Origin of the sequence: Paraburkholderia sp. BL23I1N1 (genome assembly GCF_003610295.1) — a bacterium.
GTDB lineage: Bacteria > Pseudomonadota > Gammaproteobacteria > Burkholderiales > Burkholderiaceae > Paraburkholderia.
Map to the genome: position 1 here is coordinate 5788224 of NZ_RAPV01000001.1, position 22617 is coordinate 5810840.

The following is a 22617-nucleotide window of genomic DNA, read 5'->3' on the forward strand; positions in this document are numbered from 1 at the left end:
CCCTTCCTATTAATTCGCTCATTATAAATGAACCATTCACATAGTCTCACGTCGGACGCGGGTTTAGCACACTTATTCCTGACGGCTCCGGGATAACGCCAAGGCGATCTAACGGTCACTCTGCGATATAATTGAACGACGTTCACGAATATGCTTTCGATGGCGCGACGCGGCGGCACTAGCCTCTTTGACATGCACCGAGCGCGCGTCTTCAATCGTCTTGTTATGGAGGAGTTCAAGTCATGAGCGAATTACAGGACCGGGTGGCCATCGTGACCGGCGGCGGGCAAGGACTGGGGCTCGGCATAGCGCATGCGCTGGCCAGCGAGGGCGTCAACCTCGTTCTCACGGGCCGCACCGAGGCGAAGCTACGGCAGGCGGAAACGGCATTGAAAGCGCATGGCGTGCAGGTGCTCGTGGTGCCTGGCGACACGCGCAGGCGCGCTGACGCCGACCAGGCCGTCGCCGCCGCAATCGAGCAATTCGGGCGTATCGACGCGCTTGTCAACAACGCGCAGAGCAGCACACCGGGCGTGCCTCTGGAAGCCGTCACCGATGAAAACTGGCGCGAAACGCTGGAATCCGGCCTCTACGGCACGCTGTATTTCATGCAGGCCGTGCTGCCGCATATGAGGCAGCGAGGGAGTGGCCGGATCGTCAATTTCGCGTCGCGCACCGGCATTGAAGGCACACGCGGATTCGCTCCGTATGCCGCGGCCAAGGAAGGCATCCGCGGCCTGTCACGGGTCGCCGCGCGCGAATGGGGCGCTTACGGCATCACGGTCAACGTGGTATGCCCGGCGGCGCTCACCCCTGCCGCACAAACGTATCTGGAAGCGCATCCGAGCGAACTCACACGTTATCTATCCGAGATCGCGCTGGGTCGTTTGGGCGACCCGGAGAAAGATATTGGACGCGTAGTTGCATTCTTATGCAGCGACAGCGCGGCCTACGTGACGGGCCAGACCATCAATGCCGATGGCGGGCAGTCGATGCTCTAGATGTGCGCAAGGCATGACGAAAGTGCGATGGAATGGGTGGAGTTGATGAAATTGGCCCTGACTCCTTAACCGAAGTCAGGGCTGTTTCTTGCGCTGAACCTGTGTGTGGCGACTAGATGACCTTGCGCGCGCGCAGCGCGTCGATATCCGCGCGCGACATGTCGAGCAGATCGTGCAAAACCGTCTCCGTATGCTGCCCGAGCATGGGAGGCGGCGTGTAAGTGTCGATCGGCGTGCCGGACATCTTCACCGGATTAGCGACCATTCTCACCGCTTCGTCCGAGAGCGGATGCGAGACTTCCACGCACATGCCCCGCGTCTGAACGTGCGGATCGGCGAACACTTGCTGCAAATCGTTGATCGGACCCGCCGGCACACCGGCGGCGTCGAGCGCGAGCAGCAACTCGTCGCTCCGCCATTGTGCGATCAGCGGCTCGAACACCTCGCCGAGCGCCCGGCGATTCCTGACACGCAGCGCGATTTCGCTGAAACGCGGATCCGTTGCGAATTCCGGATGGTTCAACACCTGGCACAGCCGCGCGTACTGCTCATTGTTGCCGGCCACGATCATGATGTCGCGATCCGCACACCGGAACATGCGCGACGGCATGCCGCCATTGCCCTCGGTGCCGCGTCGCACCGGCACCTCGCCGGAGACCAGATACTGGCTCGCATAGTGCGAGGTCGCGGCGATCATCGAATCGAGTAGCGAGAGGTCGATGTATTGCCCTTCGCCGCCTGGTTCGCCCCCGGCGTCGCGATGATAAAGCGCCGCCACGATAGCGGAGACCGCATACTGACCGCAGAGAATATCGGCGAGGCTCGGCCCCGTTTTCATCGGGCCGCCGCCGGGCATGTCGTCGCCATTGCCCGTAATGCTCATCAGGCCGCCCATCGCCTGGAAAATCGAATCGTAGCCGGGGCGGGAACTGTAAGGCCCGGTCTGGCCGAACCCCGTGATCGAGCAATAGATGAGGCGCGGATTCACGAGCTTCAGGCTCGCGTAGTCGAGACCATATCGTTTCAGGTCACCCACCTTGTAGTTTTCCAGCAGCACGTCGCATTTCGCCGCGAGCGAGCGGATCAACGCCTGGCCTTCGGCAGTCGCGATATCGCAGGTGATCGACTTCTTGCCGCGGTTCGCGCTAATGAAGAAAGTCGATTCGCGCGTGTCGTTGCCATCGCGGTCCTTCAGGAACGGCGGACCGAACTGGCGCGAGTCGTCGCCCTTGCCCGGCCGCTCGACCTTGATCACTTCCGCCCCCAGGTCCGCCAGCATCTGCGCACCCCATGGCCCCGCGAGGATGCGGCTCAGATCGAGCACGCGAACCCCGGACAAAGCAGCTTTTGTCATATCGAACCGTTTCCGTTGACCTCATGCCGGGCGCCGCGTCCGGGCTCTTCGCCTGATAGCGCGAGTGGCGCCCGCCAGCGCCCCTGTGCGTACATTGGCGCCTCGCCTGTTGCCGGGCTAGCGTCCGATGAATCTCGCCGTGCGCTTTTCGACGAACGACTGGACGCCCTCTTTTGCATCCTCGGTGTTATAGAGAATCTTCTGGGCCGACTGGATCCCGGCATAGGCATTCTGCCAGCCCGATCCGAGCGACACGCGCGCATTTGCCATGGTAGCCTGCACGGCCAGCGGAGCCTGCGCGGCGATGCGCTCCGCGATCTCCAGCGCCCGCTGAAACTCTTCGCCGGCCGGCACGACTTCCTGCACGAAATTCAGGCGATACGCGTCTTGCGCGGTGAACTCGTCACCCGTGAGCAGGATCTTCATCGCGTTGCCCCACCCGGCGCGCTGCACCATCCGTATCGTAGCGCCGCAACCCGCCATGATGCCGCGCTTGACCTCCATCTGCGAGAAGCGGCAGTTGTCGGCGGCGACCGCCACCTCGGAAGCCAGCATCAGTTCGACCGCCACCGTAAAGCTGATGCCCTTCAGCGCGATCACGACCGGCTTGGTGCGCAGCGGTTCGCGTAAATTGAACGGATCGACTTCGCCGACGGGAAGCAGCGGCTTACCCTCGCGGCGCAACGGTACGATCTTGGGCATGTCGAGGCCCGCGGTGAAATGGTCGCCCTCCGCGTAAAGCAGCCCGCAGAAAATTTCGGGGCTCGCTTCAAGACGCGTGTACGCCTTGGCCAACTCATCGAACATCTTGGGGGTGAAGCCGTTGCGCTTTTCTGGACGGTCAACGCCGATCAACAGAATACGGCCGCGCTCTTCCACGCGAATCTGTCCGTCCTCATGGCGTGTCGTCATGCTGTGCCTCCTCGCGTCTCTGGATGATGCGCCGACTCGAAGCTCGATTGACAAAGCCTCATTGCGCATTCAGAATTATAAACATCGTTCATATTACAGGCAACCGTGAGCAATGTCGGCCAGGCGAAGATACTTGCTGCGATGCAGCGCCACTGCGCGAACGCGCAGGTCGAGATCTTTGTCGCAGCGGCGCCAGGCTGACGCTCCTGTTCGTTTGGATTCATGCAAGGAAAACTCATGGCCTACGAAACTATCATCGTCGAAACGCGCGGCAAAACGGGCCTCATCAAGCTCAACCGGCCGCAAGCGTATAACGCGCTGAACAATGCCTTGATGGACGAGTTGACCGTTGCGCTCGACGGTTTCGAAGCCGACGAAGCGATCGGCGCGATCGTGCTGACAGGCAACGACAAGGCATTTGCCGCCGGTGCCGACATCAAGATGATGAACGAATGGACGTACATGGACGTGTTCAAACAACAGTTCATCACGTCCAACTGGGAACGCACGGCGCGCTGCCGCAAGCCGGTGATCGCCGCGGTAGCCGGCCTCGCGTTGGGCGGCGGTTGCGAACTGGCGATGATGTGCGACTTCATTCTCGCTGCCGACAACGCCCGTTTCGCGCTGCCTGAAATCACACTGGCGACCATTCCCGGCGCTGGCGGAACGCAACGTCTGACACGCGCGCTCGGCAAATCGAAGGCGATGGAGATGATCCTCACGGGCCGCAAGATGGATGCGACCGAAGCCGAACGTTGCGGCCTCGTCAGCCGGATCGTGCCGCTCGGCGAATTGCTCGATGAGGCGTTGAAAACGGCGAACGCCATCAGTGGATTCTCGCAACCCGTCGTGGCAATCGCGAAGGAATGCGTGAATCGCGCATACGAGTCCAGTCTCGCCGAAGGCGTCCTGTTCGAACGACGCATGGCCTACGCGACCTTCGCGACCGAAGACCGCAAGGAAGGCATGGCCGCATTCGCGGAAAAGCGCCAGCCCGTGTTTCGCAACTGTTGAGCGCCATGCGCATGCATCAATCCGCATTCGACTGATTCTTTCTCAACCCGTCATTCGCTCCTACTGCTAAACGACCGGCCATGAACTCTCACAAGAATCGCATTACAGACTTGCTCGGCATCGACTATCCGATCATCCAGGGCGGCATGCGCTGGGTCGCGCGCGCGGAACTCGCGGCAGCGGTCGGCAATGCCGGCGGACTCGGATTCATTTCCGCGCACACGCATGCGAGCGCCGATGCGCTGGCGCGAGAGATCGACCGGGTGCGGGCATTGAGCGACAAACCGTTCGGCGTGAATCTGACGCTGCTCGGCAGCAACGCCGGGCTCGATTACGACGGCTACGTGCGCACGATCATCGAGCGGGGCGTGCCGGTCGTCGAAACCGCGGGAAGCAATCCCGCGAAGTACATCGCGGCGTTCAAGGCAAGCGGCGTCAAGGTGATCCACAAGTGCGTCGCGGTGCGTCACGCACTAAAAGCCGAAGCACTCGGCGCGGACGCGGTGAGTATCGACGGCTTCGAATGCGCCGGACATCCGGGTGAAGACGATATTCCGGGGCTGATCCTGATCCCCGCCGCCGCCGACCGTCTGAAGATTCCATTGCTCGCGTCGGGCGGCTTCGCCGATGGACGTGGCTTGATGGCCGCGCTCGCGCTCGGTGCTCAAGGCATCAATATGGGCACGCGCTTCATGCTCACCCAGGAATCGCGTGTTCATCCCGCGATCAAACAACGCATGCTGGAAGCCACCGAACGCGATACGTTGCTGGTCGGACGCACGCTCGGCGACTCGAGCCGCGTGATCAAAAACAGCGTCAGTCTCGCGGCGGTCGAACTGGAACGCGTGGGAGGCGTCACGTTGGCCGATCTGTATGCGCTGACCGGCGCGAGCCACTGGATGGACGCATTTGCGAGCGGCGATGTCGAGGGCGGCGCATTTCCGGCCGGCATGGTGACGGGCCTGATTCACGATTTGCCAACCTGTGCCGAACTTATCGCGAGAATTATGCGCGAGGCCGCCGCCATTGCGCAGCGCGCGTTTCCGTTCGAGGTGCCGGCCGCATGAAGCTGTCGGGCGTTCGCGTCGTCGATTTCTCGCAGTTCATGCCGGGGCCGATGCTCGCGTCGAATCTTGCCGATCATGGCGCCGACGTCATCAAGGTCGAACCGCTGACGGGCGACGCGGCACGCGGCCCGCTCGAATCGGACAGCGAGTTTTTCGTGGGGCTCAATCGCGGCAAGCGCAGTATCGCGCTCGACCTGAAGCGTCCCGAGGGCCTTGCCATCGCGTTGCGATTGATCGGCGAGGCCGATGTCGTGATCGAGTCGTCGCGCCCGGGTGTCGCGGCGCGTCTGGGCATCAATTACGACACGGTGAGCCGCGCCCATCCCCGCCTCGTCTACTGCTCGCTGACGGCCTTCGGCCAGACCGGCCCGCTTTCGCAATTGCCCGCGCATGATTCCGTGATTCAGTCACTGGCGGGAACCTTGCCGCGCGACGAGCGCGGCGCGCCCGTGACCTCGGGCGTCTCTGTCGCCGCTCTCGCGGGTTCGTTGACCGCATTGTCCGCGGTGTTGATGGCATTGCTGCACGCGCGCGAAACGGGTCGCGGCGACTTCGTCGACATTTCGCTCCACGACGCGGCGCTGAACGCGCAACCGCATCTGACAGGCCACGCACTCAGCGCTCGCCAGGAGGACTTCGTCGATACCGGCGCAACCGCGCACGGCGGCAATGCGATTGCGCTGCTCGCCGCGTATCGAACAGCCGATTCGCAATGGCTTTGCCTCGGCGGCCGCGAACTCGACTTCGCGACCCATCTGCTGACGCCGCTCGGCCGGCCGGATCTGATTGCAGTCGCCATCGGGCCCGGCGGCGAAGCACAGGCCGAACTGCGTGCGTTCCTCACCGAGGTTTTCCTGACGCGCACATTGAGCGATTGGCTCTCGTGGTTCGAGGGCCGCCGCATCAGTGTTGCGCCCGTTTTGTCGCTCAGTGAAGCGCTCGTGCATCCTCACACGCAGGCTCGCCAGATGGTCAGCGTCGATGCGGCTGGCCGAGGGCACGTCGGCAATGCGATCCGGTTCCTGCGCGATCCGGCACAACCGGTCCTGTCAATCCCCGGCATCGGCGAGCACACGGTGGAGATTCTCGAGGCGCTCGGTTATGCCGATGAACACATCTCCGCACTCGATTCCGCCGGCGTGATCCGCACGCAGAACACCACCGAGAAGGCGTAGCCTCATGCCCACGCTGCTGCAACCCAGCTCCATCGAATTCGCTTCCATCGTTCGTCCCGGCGACCTGGTGATGTGGGGCCAGGCAAACGCGGAGCCGTTGCCGTTGACCCAACAGCTCGTCGCGCAACGGCACAGCATTGGCCGGTTCCGCGTGTTTCTCGGCGCAAGCGCCACCGACACGTGCCGGCCCGAGCACGCGGACTGCATCGACTTCGTCGCCTACTGCGGCACCGGCGCGAATCGCGCGCTGGCGCGCGCGGGCGTACTCGATGTGCTGCCATGCCACTACTCGCAGTTTCCGCAGATGATCAGGAACGGCGCGCTCAAGGTGGACGTGCTGATGCTGCAACTCGCGCCGCCGGATACCGAAGGCCGCTACAGTTTGTCGATCGCGCACGAGTATCTGATTGCGGCACTCGACACGGCCCGCGTGATCGTCGCGGAGATCAATGAAGAGGCGCCATGGACGTATGGCGAGCGTTATCTGCGCGACGACGATCTCGACTTCATCCTGCCGACGTCGCGCGCGCCACTCGAAAATGCGCGTGGCAAAACGGGCGCCATTGAACTGGCGATAGCCGGTCACGTCGCCGATTGGATCGAAGACGGTTCGACGCTTCAGTTCGGTATGGGCGTGATTCCCGAAGCCGTACTCGCACGCCTGTCGGACCGGCGGGACCTGGGCATTCATTCGGGCACGATTGGCGACAGGGTCGCCGATCTGATGGAGGCCGGCGTGATCAACAATGCGCGAAAAAGCGTGGACCGAGGGATCACGGTTGCAGGCGTCATGATGGGTAGCCGCCGCATTCACGACTTCGCGCATCGCAACCGCGCCGTGCAGTTTCGCTCGACGAGCTACACGCACGATCCGGATGTGCTGGCGCGCCTTGACCGTTTCATCGCGCTCAATTCGGCGCTCGAGGTCGATCTCGGCGGGCAGATCAACGCTGAAGTGGCCGGCGGCGGCTACGTCGGCGCGGTGGGCGGCGCACTCGACTTCCTGCGCGGCGCACGGAGCGCCAAAGGCGGCTTGCCGGTGGTCGCGTTGCCTTCGACCGCGAGCAACGGTGCGAGCCGCATCGTGGCGACGCTCAGCGGCCCGGTTAGCACGCCGCGCAGCGACGCGGGCATCATCGTGACCGAATATGGCGTAGCGGATCTGCGCGGACTCACGCTCAAACAGCGGCGCGAGCGTCTGCTGGCGATCGCTCACCCGGACCACCGAGCCCTGCTCGAACACTCAACCCGCGCAGCCGGCTGATGCAATCGGATCATGGCAAGACACGTAACGTCGGCCCGCGCTTTACGCGTTATTTGAAGGAATCCGTATGAAACGAGCCGCGATCGTCTCTCCTGTGCGCACACCCGTAGGCGTTTTTGGCGGCAGTCTGCGCAACGTGCCGGTCGAAGAACTCGGCGCGCTCGTGACCCGGGAGGTTTTGAAGCGCACCGGGCTCGATCCCGCCCGCATCGACGATGTGGTTTTCGCGCAGTCGTACGCGAATAGTGAGACGCCATGTGTCGGGCGCTGGATCGCGCTGCAGGCAGGACTCCCCGTCGATGTGCCGGGCATGCAGCTCGACCGGCGTTGCGGTGGCGGCCTGCAGGCGCTCGCGACCGCGGCGATGATGGTCCAGACCGGCGCAGCCGATGTCGTGCTGGCGGGCGGTGTCGAGAGCATGAGCAACATCGAGTACTACAGCACGGACATGCGCTGGGGCGCCCGCTCGGGTTCCGTGCAGTTTCATGACCGGCTCGCACGCGGCCGCGAGCGTTCGCAGCCCGAGGAACGCTTCGGCTACATTTCGGGCATGATCGAAACCGCGGAAAATCTCGCGAGCGATTATCACATCAGCCGCGAAGAGGCGGATGAATGCGCTGTGCGCAGCCATCGGCGCGCGGCCGATGCCTGGGCGTCGGGCCGCATGGCCGATGAAGTCGTGACGGTGACCGTGCCGCAGAAAAAAGGGCCGCCCTTGCTCATTGCTCAAGACGAAGGCTTTCGCGAGGACACCAGCCTCGCGAGCCTCGGCAAGCTGCGTGCGCTGATCGCGGGCGGCACCGTCACCGCCGGCAATTCCAGCCAGCAAAACGATGCGGCAGCCGCGTGCCTCGTGGTCGCGGAGGACAAGCTGGAAGCCTTGGGCCTCGCGCCGATGGCGTATTTCAATGGCTGGGCCGCGGCGGGCTGCGAGCCGTCACGCATGGGCATCGGCCCCGTGCCCGCCGTGCAGAAACTGATGTCGCGCACCGGACTGTCGATCGATCAGATGGATCTCGTCGAACTGAACGAAGCATTCGCGTGCCAGGTGCTGGCCGTGCTCAAGGGATGGGGATGGAACGATCCGGACCGCTTGAACGTCAACGGTTCCGGCATCTCGCTGGGTCATCCTATCGGCGCTACCGGTGTGCGAATGATGACCACGCTGCTCTTCGAACTGCAGCGCCGCAAGGGGCGCTATGGTCTGGAGGCGATGTGCATCGGAGGCGGCCAGGGTCTGGCCGCGCTATTCGAGCGTGCTTGAGCGGCGCTGTTCTTCAACCAGTCAAATGGCCATGTTTCATTTTCGATTGAAAAACCGCTCGCGCTGAAGACGCACTTCATCCGAGGCCATCAACATGTTGTAAATGACCTGCATGGCGGCAACGACAGGCTTGTTCATCGACTCGATGAGCAAGTGAATATGCAGCGATAGTCCAGGCGGCGCGGCGGCCGCAGGTGTTCCGAATTCGCCGATATCTCCGCCGGCGCAAAAGCCCTTGCCGTCCCCCGTCAGAATGACTGCTCTCGCGTGCTCGTCTGCTTTTTCCCACTCGAAGGCTCGCAACATTTCCGATCGCACCGCGAGGCTCAATGCATTGACCGGCGGGGAGTCGAGGGTGATCGTTGCAACACCGTCGACGCAAACGTAGTGCACGCGCCGCATCAAACTTCGATCATCACGAAGTCCACCTTCGCTGCGCCGCACTCGGGGCAGGCCCAGTCGTCGGGAATGTCTGCCCAGCGCGTACCGGGCGGAAAACCTTCAGTCGGAAGTCCGGCCGCTTCGTCGTAGAAAAAACCGCAGAAAATGCATTGCCATTGTTTCATCGCCGTCGTTCTGTCATGGTTTGAGGGAGAAGATTCAGGACGCGACGTTCCACGTCAGCGGCAAATACAGCATGCCGTTCACGGCGCCTGAACTGCAACGCGGCTTGTCGCCTTCGCGAATGCCGAAATCGGGAATGCGCTTCAGCCATTCCTGCAAGAACACCTTGATTTCAGTGCGCGCGAGGAACGATCCAGGGCAGCGGTGCGGCCCATTTCCGAAGGCCGCATGCAGCACCGGCTTGCGGGTCAGGTCGACTTCGAGCGGATTGGCAAACTTGCGCTCATCCAGACCGAACAACGCGTTGGGCAACTGAATCTGATCGCCCTTCTTCAGCGTCACTCCCTTATAGTCCAGGTCTTCGGCGACGAGCCGCGCCGTGTTCGCGACGCCGAATCTGCGGATCAGTTCGTCGACGGAAGAAACCATCAGTTCAGGGTGGTCGATGAGCTGACGCCGATGGCGAGGGTTCTCAGCAAGAAAACGGGCGATAAAACCCATTAGCGACGCGACCGTGTCGAGGCCGCCGAACAGCACGACGATAAACATGCCAAACATGCGGTCGGCCCGCATCGGTTCGCCGTCGATGCGCGCATTCGCAATCAGGCTGACGAGGTCGCCGCCCGCGTTGGCCTGGCGTTGCGCCACCCAGGTGGAGATGTAGGCGCCCAGCAGATTCTGCGATTCGATACGCTCCTCGACCTTGCCGCGCACCGCCATTTCGGCCCATTCGAGCAGCCGTTCGCGGTCGCTCAGCGGCAGATCGGCGAGGCGCAGAAAGATCACGATAGGCAGGAGCTTGGCGAACTCGGAAACGAATTCGCATTCGCCACGCGGCGTGAGTTTTTCGATCAACTCCACAGCGAGAACGCGGGCATCCTCTTCGAGCGAAGCGATTGCCTTCGGCAAAAAAGACGGCGTGATCAGATTCCGGTACGCGGTATGCTCGGGCGGATCGAGTTCGAGCGGTACGAGCTGCACCGCGCTCAAAGACGGAATGTTGACGCTGCGATGCGAGAAATGCGTATGATCTTTCTGCATCGTTTCAATATCGTCTCCGCGCGTTGCGATCCAGTGTCCGCCATAGTAGGGAGACCAGACAATGTCCGGCCCATTGTGCAACGCCTTCCACGCGAGATGGACATCTTCGGCGGCGCCGGGTGGGTTCATGTAGTCGAAATCCACCACCCGGTCATGCGGCACGTGGCTGGGCACGCTCCAGTTCTCCGGATACCTCATCGATTGGTCTCCTTGCAGGTTAGAACCCACATCGCTATTCGTTCATAATGTGCAACGTCGTTCAGTTTTGCTATTATAGATCCGCGAACTTTCTACATCAACGCCCGTAACGAATTGGAGACGACAGTGAGCGATATCGTGAAAGACAAGGTTGTGGTGGTAACGGGAGCGGGGGCCGGCATCGGCCGCGATTTCGCGCTGCAGTTCGCTGCGGCTGGCGCGAAGGTGGTGGTCAACGATCTGGGACGCCATGTGGAAAGCGGCGAGTTCGCGGCGCATCGCGTCGTCGCGGAAATCAGGGAAGCAGGCGGCGAAACGGTTGCCAGTACCGACAGCGTCGCCGAATGGGACTCGGCGCAAAAGATCGTGCAGGCTGCTTTAGATACGTTCGGGCGGATCGACTGCGTGGTCAACAACGCCGGTATCGTGCGCGACAGGATGTTCTTCAACATGAGCCCGGAAGAATGGAAGGCCGTCGTCGACGTGCATCTGAATGGTTCGTTTTTTGTGGCGCGCGCTGCCGCGCCGCACTTCAAGGCGCAGAACGGCGGCAGCTATGTGCACATGACCTCGACGTCCGGCCTGATCGGCAATATCGGCCAGGCCAACTACTCGGCCGCGAAAATGGGCGTCGTGGGTTTGTCGAAGTCGATCGCACTCGACATGGCGAAGTTCAACGTGCGCTCGAACTGTATTGCACCGTGGGCATGGACTGCGATGACCGCGTCGATTCCGTCCGACACGCCGGAGCAAAAGGCCCGCGTCGAGATCATGAAGAAAATGGAATCGCGCAAGGTGGCGCCGCTCGCGGTTTACCTCGCATCGGATCGTGCCGCGAAGGTGTCGGGGCAAATCTTCGGCGTGCGCGCGAATGAAATCTATTTTTTCAACCAGATCCGCATGGTGCGTTCGCTGCACCGCGACGCTGGCTGGACGCCGGAATCGATCGCCGATCAGGTCATGCCCGCCTTCGAATCCAGCTTCTTCCCGAACGTGCCTTCGCTCACGCTGACGCCTTGGGATCCGGTTTAACGCGCGTTTTTCACGCGCTGGGCTCGTTGTCTTTGCGGCAACCTCGAACGAGGCAGCCGCAGAGCCGCCAGCAAAAGCGAACAACTGCCGGTCACGCCAGCGACGTCGGCTAGCTCAGGTTCAACGCCTGGCGGATCGCCTTCGCGATGGGCAGCAACGGATCTTCTTCCGGCGAGGCAGGATTGAACAGCTTGTTGTGGCAAATCGCAACGGCGAGGCCGGTGTCGGGATCGGCCCAGCCGATCGAGTTGCCCTGCCCCGGATGACACAACGCACGCGGCGAATGAACCGCCGTCACTGGCGGATGCGCGCCCCCGAACCAGAATCCGCCGATGGTGATCGGAATCGGGAAGCCGAACATGACCGGATCGGGTTCTTCACTGTTCGCTCGCGGCGTATTCAGCGTCGCGACAAGCTCTTTTGACAGCAGCCGCACGCCGTCGATTTCGCCGCCGCCAGCCAGCATCGCCCAGAAGCACGCTTCGCTGCGCGCGTTGAAAATGCCGCCGACGCCGGCCACTTCCGCACGACGCACATCGGCCCGCTCAAAGACAGTTGGATTGAGCGCCACCTCCTCGGGCATCGACGCGAGGAAAAGCGGCGGCAAATATTCCGCCGGCACCGGCACCATTGCGTCGATGAGCCCTGGCGATGCGCGACTCGGCCGCGTCCGGGATGCCGATCCAGAGGTCGGAAATGCCAAGCGGCTCCGCGATTTCCTCACGCACGAAGCGCCCCAGCGAACGCCGTTGCGGATCGGCCCGCCTCACCAGTTCGCCGACGATCCAGCCAAAGGTCATCGACAGATAAAGCGTCTTCGTGCCCGGTTCCGCCAGCGGTTCCAGATCGGCGATCGCAGCCGTCATCCAGTTCCAGTCGCACATTCTCGCGGGCGTCACGCCCTCCGGCATCTGCGGGACGCACGCTCGATGCGTCAGCACATCGCGAACCGTCGTGCGTGCCTTGCCGCGCACACCATATTCCGGCCAGTAGCGCGCAACAGGCGCGTCATAATCGATGTGGCCGCGATCGGCCAGGATGTGCAGCGCCGTGGCCGCAACGGCCTTGGTCACGGAGTAGACATTGAACAGCGTCTCGCCGTCCACGAGGCGTCCCGTCGCAGGATCGGCCACTCCGCTCCATGCGTCGACCACCAGTTTGCCGTTCAGATAAGCCGCGACCTGCACACCGGTTTCACCGCCTTCGCGGGTCGCATAGTCCAGCGCCTGCTGGACGATTTTCGTGTCATGCAACGTGTGGCTCGATACGTCCATGGGGTGATGTCTCCCGGAAAATGAATTTGCGTGGACGCACGAGCCGCATGAATCGCGTGAGGCCGGGTCATCGTGCGTCCTCCAGAATCAGGTCGGCGGCCCGCCAGGCCATGGCCATCATCGGGCCGTTCGTGTTGCCGGAAATCATCGTCGGCGTGACGGACAGATCCATCACGCGCAGTCCGTCGACATCCCGCACGCGTAGCCGCGAATCGAGCACGGCAAGGCGATCGCCACCCATCTTGCAGGTGCCGCAGGCGTGATAGCCCGATTGGCCTTCGCGCCGGTACAGGTCGAGGATTTCGTCGTCGGATTGAATCTCGAAACCGGGTCGCGTTTCCCCGTCCAGCAGATCAGCCAACGGCTTCGCTGCGAACACCTGGCGCATCAGCCGGAATGCGTTGATCGCGAGTCGCCGGTCGTAGGGATCGGCGAGATAATTGGCTGCCACTTCCGGCGGCGTGTTGTGCTCACCCGATACGATCCGCACGTGCCCCTGGCTCTCGGGCCGCAGCGGATAGCTGAATAGCTGCATGCCGGGGAACGGTTCGAAGCCATACCCGCCTGCGCTGAAATCGAGTGAATGCGGCGCCATCATCAATTGCACGTCGGGCCGGGTGGCGCCGGGCCCGGTTTTAACAAAGCCGCCCACCGGATACGAACCGAGCGCAAGGACGCCACTATGGAACAGAAAATAGCGCATTGCATTGCGCCATAGACGAACTCCGGCAAACTCCCGGTTCTGCGAATCGCGCCATTGTCCGAGGCGCGCCTGCATCATGTACAGCAAATGTTCGCGCATGTTCTGCCCAACCCCAGGGCTCGCGGCAATCACGTGGATACCCAGCGGCTGCAGATGCTCGGGATCGCCCACGCCGGAGAGTTGCAATAGCCTTGGCGTCTCCAGCGCGCCCGCTGACAGCACAACCTCGCGTTTGGCCTTGTAGGTGGCCTCGACGCCGCCGCGCTTGCATTGCACGCCCACGGCGCGAGTGCTCTCGAAGAGAACTCGACTGACTTCCGTGCCCGTGATGACAGTCAGGTTTTTGCGCTTCCTCGCGGGTTTGAGAAAGGCTTCCGCGGAACTCTGCCGTCGCCCGTTGCGGATCGTGTAGGTTAAATACGCGACACCCTCGTGATCGAGCCGGTTGATGTCTTCGAGACGCCGCACACCAAGCGACTGACAGGCCTCGAGCACTGCCTCATCGAGACGGCTACGCTGTGCATGAAGCGAAACTTTCAGCGGGCCGCCCGCGCCGCGTAGTTCATCGGCGCCCAGCGCGTGGTCTTCGATGCGCCTGAAGCATGGCGCCACGTCCTGCCATCCCCAGCCCTCCACACCGAGCGCCGCCCACCCGTCATAATCTTCGGGGTGACCGCGCATGTACACCATGCCGTTGATGCTGCTCGATCCGCCGAGCATCTTGCCGCGCAACCAGACTTCGTTGCGATGGCCATTGCCGCCCTCCGGCTGCACCGGAATGAACCACGCGTGAGCGGGATCACCGAGCAGCTTGCCAAATCCTTTCGGCATTCGAATGAGTTGGCTCGCGTCCTCAGGGCCCGCCTCGATCAACAGCACCTGATGGCGCCCATTCTCGGACAGACGATAGGCCAGCACGCATCCAGCGCTCCCCGCACCCACGACGATATAGTCGAATCCGGTCATCGGTTCAATCTCCGGCGGAGGTTCAAACCGGATCGAACACGACCGGAATCGAATGCGGCACGCGCATCATGATTCCGTTGATCAGCGGCGCGGGCGCCTCGGGATCGAGCTGCAAGGTCGGCAAGCGATTGAGGATAGCGTTGAGTGCGCGGGTCATCTCGACGCGCGCTAGATGCTGGCCTATGCAGACGTGCGGCCCGTACGCGAATGCGAAATGCCGATGTGTGCCGGTGCGAAAAATATCGAAGCGATCGGGGTCCGGGAAACGGCTGGGATCGCGATTGGCGCTACCGGCGAGCACGTCGAGGAATGCGCCCGCAGGAATCTCGACGCCGCCCAATGTCACATCGCGCGCCGCCATGCGGGATTGCATCAATACCGGTCCGTCCCAGCGCAACGCCTCCTCGATGGCTCGCGGCACGAGCGTGCGGTCGAGACGCACCGCGTTCAGCTGATCCGGATTGCGCAACAAGCCAAGCAGCAAGACGCTGGTCGCACGATAGGTCGTATCGCCGCCCGCATTCACCAGTTGCCTGAGGAATGAGATGACGACCTCTTCGGGCAAGCGCTCGCCTTCGACTTCAGCGGTGGCCAGCATGCTGACGAGATCGTCGCCTGGACTTTCCCGGCGTTGCGCGACGAGTTGTGCGAAGTAGCGGCCCAGCTTGGTCGACGCTTCGACGCCGTGCTCGATATCGACCGAGACGAGCGTCTGCGCGATGGCGAGCTTGTGAAACACCCCAACGTCTTCCGGCGGCAGCGCCAACTGACGGTAAATGATGTTGAACGGATAGTGCAGCGTGAATTCCTGCACGAGGTCGGCATGACCGCGGCCGGTGAACCTTTCCATCAGGTCGCTCACTACCGGATCGACCAGCGTATCGCCCCATGCAGCCACGGTATTGGGCAGAAAGGCTTTCTGAAAAATGCGGCGATAGCGTGGATGCTCGGGCGCGTCCATGGTCGAAATGCTGCGGCCGAAACTGATACCGATATTGCGTTCGTAAGAGCGGTTCGAAAACGTCGCCGGATCGCCCAGCACCTGCGCCACCTCGTCATAGCCGAACACACAGTAATGCTCGACGTCGGACATGGTCAGGTCGGCATGCGTGCCCATGAGTACACGGTAATCCCCCTTCTGCACCGAGCCTTGCTCGCGCAACGCGGCAATGCGCGGATAAGGATCGCTATGCGCGCCGTAGGCCAGGGAATCTTCGAAAAAGGGATTGAACGCAGGATCGTCGAAATCCTGAAGTCTCAGGCGCTCGCCCATGATGCCGTCTCCTGTCATTGAATTGATGAAGTCAAAAAGGCTCGCACGCAGAGTCGCCGCACGGTGCTAATATATGAACTATGTTCGACTTTGCACGGTTGTGCAAGAAAATTTGTTGTCGAAAGATCGTGTCAAAATCAGCGACCGGGGACATCGTCGCTGCCGACTACAAGGAATCAAACCATGCCGTCTCGCGGCAACATCTCCGCGCGCGCTGCAAGCGCAAACGCAACTGCCACCACGACCGAACCCGTCGCGCTCGCCCGGCGAACGACCGCCGAGCGCATTCTCGATACCGCCGAAGAACTCTTTGCGCTGCATGGTTACTTCGGCACGTCGATCCGCGACATCATGCGGGCCTGCGGTCTGGAATTCAGCCTTGCGCGCTATCACTTCGGCAACAAGGACGCGCTGTTTCGCGAAGCGATCGCTCGGCGCGCGGGGGCAATCAGCCAGCAGGTGATCGCTTCGCTCGATCCGTTGCTGGGTGCCACGGGCGACGTGCCACCCGGCATCGAGGCGATTGTTACCGCACTGTCTACGCCCGCGTTCGAACATTTGAAGAACGGCGAGCGCGGTTGGCACAACTATCTCCGGTTGCTGACGCAAACCGGTTGCCTGCTCGAACGGCCCGACCTGACGGCGCCCTTCTACGATCAGTATTCGCCAGCCGCTGCGCGCTATCGCGAAGCCTTTGCGCTTGCGCTACCCACGGCGGATTCCGGCGCGATCAGGCTGGTGCAGGGTTTTGTCGAATCGGTATTTCATCTCGTGCTGAATGAGTTGTATGCGCGTGCCGCAAAGGCGAGTTCGAACGCAGGTGCTGCGCCACTGTCGTTGGCTGAGATCGAACGGATGCATACGTACCTCGTTCGCTTCGCTGTTGGCGGAATCGATGCACTTACACCGCCATCTCGTCCTCCCCGGATTCACGAGCATTGACAGCTGCCCACGGAAACGTTCACAATTAAGAACAGTATTCACAAATTACAAGAGCTATTCATGCGTCACGAAACACACAACGGTGACGTGAGACAGGAGTTCGCCTTCATGACCACTGCAGCCCCAGAAGACACTGCGCTGATCGTCGGTGCCGGCCATGCTGCCGGCGAATGCGCAACCAGCATTCGCGATCAGGGATGGGCGGGCCGCATCGTGCTGGTCGGCGAGGAGCCGCATCTGCCGTATCAACGGCCGCCGTTGTCGAAGGCATTCCTCTCGGGCGAACTGAACGCCGAACAGCTTTATCTGAAGCCACAAGCCACTTACGACAAGGCGCAAATCGAGTTCATTCCGGGTACGCGGGCCGAGCGCATCGACCGCGCGGCGCATACGGTTTCCTTGTCGGACGGCCGTGAAATCGGCTATACGAAACTCGTGATCGCGACCGGTGGACACGCGAGGAGGCTTGCGTTGCCGGGTATCGAAGCAATCGAAAAGCAAGCCAATTTTCATTATCTGCGCACGCTCGATCATGTCGCGCGCATCCGTATGCAGTTTCATGCCGGCGCGCGCCTCGTTATCGTCGGTGGCGGATATATCGGTCTGGAAGTCGCGGCGATCGCGGTGAAGCGCGGCCTGCATGTCACCGTTCTGGAAGCATTGCCGCGTGTACTCGCACGCGTCACCGCGCCTGAGCTCTCGACGTTCTACGAACAGGTGCACCGCGAAGCCGGCGTCGACGTGCGCACCAGTACGGCGGTCAGCGGTTTCGAACTGGATGCGTCGGGCGATGCCGTATCAGCGGTTGCCTGCGCCGACGGCTCACGCATCCCCGCGGATCTCGTCATCGTGGGTGTCGGCCTGCAACCCGCCACGGAACTTGCAGAGGCAGCGGGTCTTATCGTCGACAACGGCATCGTCGTGGATGAGCACACCCGTACGTCCGATCCCGACATCTTCGCCATCGGCGACTGCACCAACCATCCCAACGGACTGCTCGGCCGGCGCTTGCGGCTCGAGTCCGTTCCCAACGCAATGGAGCAGGCGCGCACGGCGGCGGCCACGCTTTGCGGCAAGACGCGCGTGTACAACAGCGTGCCATGGTTCTGGTCCGACCAATACGATCTGAAGCTGAAGATGGTCGGCCTCTCCCAAGGCTATGACGAACTCGTGCTGCGCGGCGAGCCGCAAGACCGTTCTTTCTCGGCGTTCTACCTGAAGGAAGGCGTGATGCTCGCCGCCGATACCGTCAGCCGTCCGCAGGAATTCATGCTGGCCAAACGTTTTGTCGGCGAGAAGATTCCGGTGCGAGCCGCCGAACTCGCCGACGATTCGATCCCGCTCAAAAGCCTGCTTCCCGCAGTCTGACCGACCTTCCTCTATCCAACCACATCATGCCCATCATTAGATTCATTCAACCGGACGGCAGCGAGGCCGCCGCATCTGCGAACGTCGGCGAATCCGTCATGCAGACCGCGGTCAATCATCAGGTGCCTGGCATTCTCGGCGATTGTGGCGGAAGTTGCAGTTGCGCGACCTGTCACGCCTACGTCGATGAAGCGTGGGTGAGCCACATGCCGGCCGCCGAACCGTATGAAATCGACATGCTGACCTGCGCGATGGACGTGAGGGACAACAGCCGCCTCACGTGTCAGATCAATATCACACCGGAGCTCGACGGGCTGGTGGTTCGCCTGCCCAACACCGCCTGAGCGAGCGCGCCAGCAGCGCGCTCTGCTTCGCCGACCGTCAAGGGGACTGTGTGAGCGCGCCGATCGTGGCCGGCTCGCTCGCCTCCCAGAACGACGCCCACGTTGGGAACGACTGAGGCAGGCGCGGCTGGTACTTATCGCTTTCGTACTTGCCAGGCCAGTTCTGAAAGCGCGGCGTGCCCGGCCGTTCGAGCCAGTCGGTCGAATACCAGTGGCGTTCGTCGCGGCGTTCGAAAAACCACTTGCCGTCGCGACGCACGTAGTGATCGAAGTAGCAGATCGCCATGACCACCCATTTGCCGTTGTCCTCGTGCTCCGCGCGGCAATACACGTGGCCGCTCGCATGATCGGGATCGAGCAGATCGATTGCGTGTCCGCAGATCTGGTGAATGCTCCGGTAGAAGCCGCGAAGAATATGCTCGGACCCGTAAAACGTTTTCAGCGCGGCGCGGCCGCTACCCCAGCGGCCGCAATTCACGTCGTCGGTGAAGAGCGCAACCAGGCTGTCGAGGTCGCGCGAATCGACAGCCAGCGCATAGCGCATGGGCAACTGCTGGATCGTCAGTTGCGCTTCGATACGGTCGATGCGCGCCAGAAGGTCCGGCTCCGTCGTCATGTCGTTCTCCGCGCGCCGATCGTCACGCCGCTTGCGGCGCGGGCACGGATTTCGTCCGCATAGTACGGCTGATGAGACAGCAGGCCACCGTCCACGTTGATGATTTGCCCCGTGACGAAGGCAGCCTCGTCGGAAGCCAGATATACCACGGCATGCGCGATGTCTTCAGGCTGCCCGAGCCGCGGCGTGAGGTGATGGCTGAGCATCATCTCGCCCACCGGCCCCGCGTAGTGGCCCACTGTGGCGGGCGTCACGATCAGGCCCGGTGCGATGGCGTTGCAGCGAATCCCCTCCTTGCCGTGCTGCGCGGCGACATAGCGCGTCAACGCTTCGATGCCGGCCTTGCACACGCCATACGCGCTATAGCCGAGCGCGCCCGCCTGCGCGGCGCCCGATGACGTGTTGATGATCGACCCGCCCCCGCGCGCGCGCATGAGCGGGATCGCGTAGCGCGACGCCAGCATGGTACCGCGCAAGTTGATACGCATCGTATCGTCCCAGACGGAGACGTCGACGGCTTCAACGGCTGCATCGACGGTGCTCGACAGCGATGTTGCGGCCGCGTTGTTATGCAGCACGTCGAGGCCTCCCCATGTTTCGCGGGTCAGCGCGAACATCGCGGCGATCGAAGCCTCGTCGCCGATATCGACCTGCGCGGCAAGCGCCTCGCCCCCGCTCTCCTGGATGCGCCGGGCCTGCGCGCCGGCCCCGTCGAAATTGCGGTCCGCCACCACCACCTTTACGCCTTCGGCGGCGAGCCGCGCGGCACACGCCGCACCGATACCCGACGCGGCCCCCGTGACGATGGCAATCTTTCCATTGAGTCGCGACATATGCCAGTTTCCTCGTGATTTAAAACGTGCCCGGTTCAATGCGCCGCAGCGAAACGCGCGAGATGAAAGTCGATGTCACCGAACATTTTCTCCGTCATCGTCATCTTGCGGAAGTAGTGGCCGACCTGATATTCGTCGGTCATTCCCATACCGCCATGCAACTGGATGCCTTGCGCACAGACGAAGCGGCTCGCACGCCCCGCGACAGCCTTGGCAGCCGATATCGCGCGGTTGCGCTCCACGGCCGGCCGGTCGAGATGTGCGATGCCGCAATAGAGCATCGAGCGGGTCTCCTGCACGGCAACGAACATTTCGGCCATGCGGTGTTGCAGCGCCTGGAATTTGCCGATTGGTTGGCCGAATTGCACGCGCGCCTTGATATAGTCGGCGGTGATTTCCATCACGGCTTCCATGACGCCGAGTATCTCGGCCACGCTCGCAAGCGTCGCCAGACTCGCCGCGGCCTCGAGCGATTCGCACGCGCGATCCGGAGCGCACAACAACGCCGCTTCATCCAGTTCGACATTGCGAAACTCGATGTCTGCGGCGCGTGCCCCATCGAGCAGACGATACGTACGGCAGTTCACGCCAGCCGCGCGGCGGTCCATGATGAAAATCGCGGGTCCTTGCGCCGAATCGCCGAGCCGTGCGGTCACGAGCAACTTGTCCGCTGATCCGCCCGCGATCACAAGGGTCTTGGCGCCGCTCAGCGTATAGCCGCCTGGCGTCTTGCGGGCGCAGGTATGCGCATCGCAGCCCAGCTCGAATCGCGAGCCCGCCTCGCTGTCGGCCAGTGAGAGCAGCAGCCGCCCTTCGATCACGGCGGGCAACAGAGTCTCCCGCGCCGCTTGCGAGCCACTGCGATCGACGATCGTCGCGCACAGCAGCGCAGTGTGTACGAAGGGTTCGAGTACCATGCCACGGCCGAACGCTTCCATCAGAATGGCCGTCTCGATGAACGAGCAGGCAAGCCCGCCTACGTCTTCGGGCAGTGTCAGGCCGAGCCAGCCCAGTTCCGCGTAATCCCGCCAGCGTTCGCGGCTAAAACCCTCTTCGCTTGCGGCAATCTCGCGGCGCGTTTCAAATCCGTACTCCTGCTGGATGAATCGCTCCACGCCGTCCTTCAGCATCAATTGTTCTTCGGAGAGATTGAAGTCCATGGTCAAAGTCCAAAGGCGAGGCGGGCGATAATGTTCTTCTGCACTTCCCGCGTACCGCCGTAAATGGTCGATGCACGGGCAATGAGATAACCCGTCGTGCGGCCCGCCACGTAGCCTGGCCAGGCATCGTCGGATGACGGATCGTCGAAGGGCCAGTCCGCGTGCTGCTGGAAGCGCATGCTGCGCGGACCCAGTGCGTCGATCTGCAACTCGGTGACGCGCTGCTGCATTTCGGAGCCGCTGATCTTCAGCGCAGACACGACCGCATCGAGATTGCGGGTGTGCTTTTCGTCGGCGAGGATTCGCAATACCGACCATTCGAGCGCCAGCAGATCGACTTCGACCGACGCGAGCTTGCGGGCAAATTCCGGAGTATCGATCAGACGAACACCATTCACTCTCTCCTGCGCGGCGATGTCTTTCGCGCGTTGCAGTTCGCGCTTGTTGAAATACAGAAACGCGCTCGTCGTGCGTTCCTTTTCGAGCAGATATTTCGCGTAGGTCCAGCCCATGCCCGCTTCGCCCACCAGATGCGCGCGCGGCACGCGCACGTTCTCCAGAAAGACCTCATTCAGGCCCGTTCCGCCTTCGATTGAAACGATCGGGCGTACCGTGATGCCCGGCGTGTCCATCTTCACAAGCAGAAACGAGATGCCGCGCTGCGGCTTGACCGTCGTGTCCGTCTTGACGAGAAAGAATCCCCACTCGGCAATCGTGGCGTCGCTGGTCCAGATCTTCTGGCCGTTGATCACATATTCGTCGCCGTCGAGTGCGGCGGTGGTCCGCAGACCTGCCAGGTCCGAGCCCGCATTCGGCTCGGAGAAACCCTGGCACCAGAATTCGTCCCCGGAGAGAATGCCCGGCAGAAAGCGCTTCTTCTGCCAGTCCGAACCGAACGCAATGATGACGGGCGCGACCATGTGCGTGCCCTGCCAGCCGTAATCCATCGCGTCCGCGTTGTACAGCTCCTCCATGAAGATATGCTTGCGGAAGCCCGACCAGCCGGTTCCGCCGTGTTCCAGCGGCCAATGCGGCGCGCCCCATCCGCGCGCGTGCAGAATGCGCTGCCACGTGCGGATGTCTTCCTTCAATGGCGGATGCGCACCGTTCCTCCAGCGATGCGCGATCGCAGGGGGCAACTGCTCCTGCAAGAACTGCCTGACTTCCTGACGAAATACTTCGTCTTCCGGGCTGTACTCGAAATGCATGCCTGACTCCTCCTGCTATGCCCTGCTCCGCTCCCAAGCCGGGC

The 22617-nt window shown here is 62.3% G+C and carries 23 protein-coding genes; 10 read left to right on the forward strand and 13 right to left on the reverse strand.

The window, feature by feature from the left end:
* Nucleotides 1–242: 242 nt before the first annotated feature.
* Nucleotides 243–1001, forward strand: coding sequence for an SDR family NAD(P)-dependent oxidoreductase (locus B0G76_RS27070; protein WP_120295207.1), 759 nt, complete (start codon nucleotides 243–245; stop codon nucleotides 999–1001).
* 112 nt (nucleotides 1002–1113) lie between these two features.
* Here B0G76_RS27070 and B0G76_RS27075 read toward each other — a convergent pair whose 3' ends face one another.
* Nucleotides 1114–2355, reverse strand: coding sequence for a CaiB/BaiF CoA-transferase family protein (locus tag B0G76_RS27075; RefSeq protein ID WP_120295208.1), 1242 nt, complete (start codon nucleotides 2353–2355; stop codon nucleotides 1114–1116).
* Nucleotides 2356–2472: 117 nt separating this feature from the next.
* Nucleotides 2473–3267: a crotonase/enoyl-CoA hydratase family protein gene (locus B0G76_RS27080; RefSeq protein WP_120295209.1), complete on the reverse strand. Its 795-nt coding sequence runs from the start codon at nucleotides 3265–3267 to the stop codon at nucleotides 2473–2475.
* A gap of 237 nt (nucleotides 3268–3504) precedes the next feature.
* Between B0G76_RS27080 and B0G76_RS27085 the strand changes: the two genes are divergently transcribed.
* The 5 genes from B0G76_RS27085 (at nucleotide 3505) to B0G76_RS27105 (ending at nucleotide 9051) form a co-directional block, all read left to right on the forward strand.
* Nucleotides 3505–4281: an enoyl-CoA hydratase gene (locus B0G76_RS27085; protein WP_120295210.1), complete on the forward strand. Its 777-nt coding sequence runs from the start codon at nucleotides 3505–3507 to the stop codon at nucleotides 4279–4281.
* Between the two features lie 80 nt (nucleotides 4282–4361).
* Nucleotides 4362–5348, forward strand: a complete 987-nt coding sequence (locus tag B0G76_RS27090; RefSeq protein ID WP_120295211.1) for a nitronate monooxygenase family protein — start codon at nucleotides 4362–4364, stop codon at nucleotides 5346–5348.
* A complete protein-coding gene (locus B0G76_RS27095) occupies nucleotides 5345–6523 on the forward strand; it encodes a CaiB/BaiF CoA-transferase family protein (protein WP_120295212.1) in 1179 nt (392 codons plus the stop codon). Before B0G76_RS27090 ends, B0G76_RS27095 begins: the two co-directional genes overlap by 4 nt.
* 4 nt (nucleotides 6524–6527) lie before the next feature.
* Nucleotides 6528–7787, forward strand: coding sequence for an acetyl-CoA hydrolase/transferase family protein (locus tag B0G76_RS27100; protein WP_120295213.1), 1260 nt, complete (start codon nucleotides 6528–6530; stop codon nucleotides 7785–7787).
* A gap of 67 nt (nucleotides 7788–7854) precedes the next feature.
* Nucleotides 7855–9051 carry an acetyl-CoA C-acetyltransferase gene (locus B0G76_RS27105; protein WP_120295214.1) on the forward strand — a complete coding sequence of 399 codons (1197 nt, stop codon included), beginning with the start codon at nucleotides 7855–7857 and terminating at the stop codon, nucleotides 9049–9051.
* A 36-nt stretch (nucleotides 9052–9087) separates the two neighbouring features.
* Here B0G76_RS27105 and B0G76_RS27110 read toward each other — a convergent pair whose 3' ends face one another.
* The 3 genes from B0G76_RS27110 to B0G76_RS27120 are packed head-to-tail and all read right to left on the reverse strand — an operon-like array spanning nucleotide 9088 to nucleotide 10854.
* Nucleotides 9088–9495, reverse strand: coding sequence for an enoyl-CoA hydratase/isomerase family protein (locus B0G76_RS27110; protein WP_147394089.1), 408 nt, complete (start codon nucleotides 9493–9495; stop codon nucleotides 9088–9090).
* Nucleotides 9453–9617 (reverse strand): rubredoxin, encoded by a 165-nt coding sequence (locus tag B0G76_RS27115; RefSeq protein ID WP_120295216.1) that lies wholly within the window; start codon nucleotides 9615–9617, stop codon nucleotides 9453–9455. Before B0G76_RS27115 ends, B0G76_RS27110 begins: the two co-directional genes overlap by 43 nt.
* 34 nt (nucleotides 9618–9651) lie before the next feature.
* Nucleotides 9652–10854, reverse strand: coding sequence for a cytochrome P450 (locus B0G76_RS27120; RefSeq protein WP_120295217.1), 1203 nt, complete (start codon nucleotides 10852–10854; stop codon nucleotides 9652–9654).
* A 126-nt stretch (nucleotides 10855–10980) separates the two neighbouring features.
* Between B0G76_RS27120 and B0G76_RS27125 the strand changes: the two genes are divergently transcribed.
* Nucleotides 10981–11886 carry an SDR family NAD(P)-dependent oxidoreductase gene (locus B0G76_RS27125; RefSeq protein ID WP_120295218.1) on the forward strand — a complete coding sequence of 302 codons (906 nt, stop codon included), beginning with the start codon at nucleotides 10981–10983 and terminating at the stop codon, nucleotides 11884–11886.
* Between the two features lie 109 nt (nucleotides 11887–11995).
* Here the strand turns inward: B0G76_RS27125 and B0G76_RS44155 are convergent, their stop codons facing one another.
* The 4 genes from B0G76_RS44155 to B0G76_RS27140 all read right to left on the reverse strand — a co-directional run bounded on the left by B0G76_RS44155 (nucleotide 11996) and on the right by B0G76_RS27140 (nucleotide 16102).
* Entirely contained in the window at nucleotides 11996–12457 is a 462-nt protein-coding gene (locus tag B0G76_RS44155) for a beta-lactamase family protein (protein ID WP_259460742.1), read from the reverse strand.
* Nucleotides 12432–13160 (reverse strand): serine hydrolase domain-containing protein, encoded by a 729-nt coding sequence (locus B0G76_RS44160; protein WP_259460743.1) that lies wholly within the window; start codon nucleotides 13158–13160, stop codon nucleotides 12432–12434. Before B0G76_RS44160 ends, B0G76_RS44155 begins: the two co-directional genes overlap by 26 nt.
* Nucleotides 13161–13227: 67 nt before the next feature.
* Nucleotides 13228–14829, reverse strand: a complete 1602-nt coding sequence (locus B0G76_RS27135; protein ID WP_120295219.1) for a GMC family oxidoreductase — start codon at nucleotides 14827–14829, stop codon at nucleotides 13228–13230.
* 22 nt (nucleotides 14830–14851) lie between these two features.
* Entirely contained in the window at nucleotides 14852–16102 is a 1251-nt protein-coding gene (locus tag B0G76_RS27140; protein WP_120295220.1) for a cytochrome P450, read from the reverse strand.
* Nucleotides 16103–16285: 183 nt separating this feature from the next.
* Between B0G76_RS27140 and B0G76_RS27145 the strand changes: the two genes are divergently transcribed.
* The 3 genes from B0G76_RS27145 to B0G76_RS27155 all read left to right on the forward strand — a co-directional run bounded on the left by B0G76_RS27145 (nucleotide 16286) and on the right by B0G76_RS27155 (nucleotide 18756).
* Nucleotides 16286–17044, forward strand: coding sequence for a TetR/AcrR family transcriptional regulator (locus B0G76_RS27145; protein WP_120295221.1), 759 nt, complete (start codon nucleotides 16286–16288; stop codon nucleotides 17042–17044).
* A gap of 108 nt (nucleotides 17045–17152) precedes the next feature.
* Nucleotides 17153–18412 (forward strand): NAD(P)/FAD-dependent oxidoreductase, encoded by a 1260-nt coding sequence (locus B0G76_RS27150; protein ID WP_120296854.1) that lies wholly within the window; start codon nucleotides 17153–17155, stop codon nucleotides 18410–18412.
* A 26-nt stretch (nucleotides 18413–18438) separates the two neighbouring features.
* Nucleotides 18439–18756, forward strand: coding sequence for a 2Fe-2S iron-sulfur cluster-binding protein (locus B0G76_RS27155; protein WP_120295222.1), 318 nt, complete (start codon nucleotides 18439–18441; stop codon nucleotides 18754–18756).
* Between the two features lie 37 nt (nucleotides 18757–18793).
* On the opposite strand, the gene B0G76_RS27160 is transcribed toward B0G76_RS27155, so the two are convergent.
* The 4 genes from B0G76_RS27160 to B0G76_RS27175 are packed head-to-tail and all read right to left on the reverse strand — an operon-like array spanning nucleotide 18794 to nucleotide 22573.
* Entirely contained in the window at nucleotides 18794–19372 is a 579-nt protein-coding gene (locus B0G76_RS27160) for a nuclear transport factor 2 family protein (protein WP_120295223.1), read from the reverse strand.
* Nucleotides 19369–20205: an SDR family oxidoreductase gene (locus B0G76_RS27165; RefSeq protein ID WP_120295224.1), complete on the reverse strand. Its 837-nt coding sequence runs from the start codon at nucleotides 20203–20205 to the stop codon at nucleotides 19369–19371. Before B0G76_RS27165 ends, B0G76_RS27160 begins: the two co-directional genes overlap by 4 nt.
* Nucleotides 20206–20240: 35 nt before the next feature.
* Entirely contained in the window at nucleotides 20241–21365 is a 1125-nt protein-coding gene (locus B0G76_RS27170) for an acyl-CoA dehydrogenase family protein (RefSeq protein WP_120295225.1), read from the reverse strand.
* A gap of 2 nt (nucleotides 21366–21367) precedes the next feature.
* Nucleotides 21368–22573, reverse strand: a complete 1206-nt coding sequence (locus B0G76_RS27175; protein WP_120295226.1) for an acyl-CoA dehydrogenase family protein — start codon at nucleotides 22571–22573, stop codon at nucleotides 21368–21370.
* Nucleotides 22574–22617 lie beyond the last annotated feature (44 nt).

Excerpts from the sequence above, each read along its gene's own strand:
- B0G76_RS27070 (WP_120295207.1), top strand. The coding sequence starts at position 243 with ATGAGCGAATTACAGGACCGGGTGGCCATCGTGACCGGCGGCGGGCAA.
- B0G76_RS27075 (WP_120295208.1), bottom strand. The coding sequence starts at position 2,355 with ATGACAAAAGCTGCTTTGTCCGGGGTTCGCGTGCTCGATCTGAGCCGC.
- B0G76_RS27080 (WP_120295209.1), bottom strand. The coding sequence starts at position 3,267 with ATGACGACACGCCATGAGGACGGACAGATTCGCGTGGAAGAGCGCGGC.
- B0G76_RS27085 (WP_120295210.1), top strand. The coding sequence starts at position 3,505 with ATGGCCTACGAAACTATCATCGTCGAAACGCGCGGCAAAACGGGCCTC.
- B0G76_RS27090 (WP_120295211.1), top strand. The coding sequence starts at position 4,362 with ATGAACTCTCACAAGAATCGCATTACAGACTTGCTCGGCATCGACTAT.
- B0G76_RS27095 (WP_120295212.1), top strand. The coding sequence starts at position 5,345 with ATGAAGCTGTCGGGCGTTCGCGTCGTCGATTTCTCGCAGTTCATGCCG.
- B0G76_RS27100 (WP_120295213.1), top strand. The coding sequence starts at position 6,528 with ATGCCCACGCTGCTGCAACCCAGCTCCATCGAATTCGCTTCCATCGTT.
- B0G76_RS27105 (WP_120295214.1), top strand. The coding sequence starts at position 7,855 with ATGAAACGAGCCGCGATCGTCTCTCCTGTGCGCACACCCGTAGGCGTT.
- B0G76_RS27115 (WP_120295216.1), bottom strand. The coding sequence starts at position 9,617 with ATGAAACAATGGCAATGCATTTTCTGCGGTTTTTTCTACGACGAAGCG.
- B0G76_RS27120 (WP_120295217.1), bottom strand. The coding sequence starts at position 10,854 with ATGAGGTATCCGGAGAACTGGAGCGTGCCCAGCCACGTGCCGCATGAC.
- B0G76_RS44160 (WP_259460743.1), bottom strand. The coding sequence starts at position 13,160 with ATGGACGTATCGAGCCACACGTTGCATGACACGAAAATCGTCCAGCAG.
- B0G76_RS27135 (WP_120295219.1), bottom strand. The coding sequence starts at position 14,829 with ATGACCGGATTCGACTATATCGTCGTGGGTGCGGGGAGCGCTGGATGC.
- B0G76_RS27140 (WP_120295220.1), bottom strand. The coding sequence starts at position 16,102 with ATGGGCGAGCGCCTGAGACTTCAGGATTTCGACGATCCTGCGTTCAAT.
- B0G76_RS27145 (WP_120295221.1), top strand. The coding sequence starts at position 16,286 with ATGCCGTCTCGCGGCAACATCTCCGCGCGCGCTGCAAGCGCAAACGCA.
- B0G76_RS27150 (WP_120296854.1), top strand. The coding sequence starts at position 17,153 with ATGACCACTGCAGCCCCAGAAGACACTGCGCTGATCGTCGGTGCCGGC.
- B0G76_RS27155 (WP_120295222.1), top strand. The coding sequence starts at position 18,439 with ATGCCCATCATTAGATTCATTCAACCGGACGGCAGCGAGGCCGCCGCA.
- B0G76_RS27160 (WP_120295223.1), bottom strand. The coding sequence starts at position 19,372 with ATGACGACGGAGCCGGACCTTCTGGCGCGCATCGACCGTATCGAAGCG.
- B0G76_RS27165 (WP_120295224.1), bottom strand. The coding sequence starts at position 20,205 with ATGTCGCGACTCAATGGAAAGATTGCCATCGTCACGGGGGCCGCGTCG.
- B0G76_RS27170 (WP_120295225.1), bottom strand. The coding sequence starts at position 21,365 with ATGGACTTCAATCTCTCCGAAGAACAATTGATGCTGAAGGACGGCGTG.
- B0G76_RS27175 (WP_120295226.1), bottom strand. The coding sequence starts at position 22,573 with ATGCATTTCGAGTACAGCCCGGAAGACGAAGTATTTCGTCAGGAAGTC.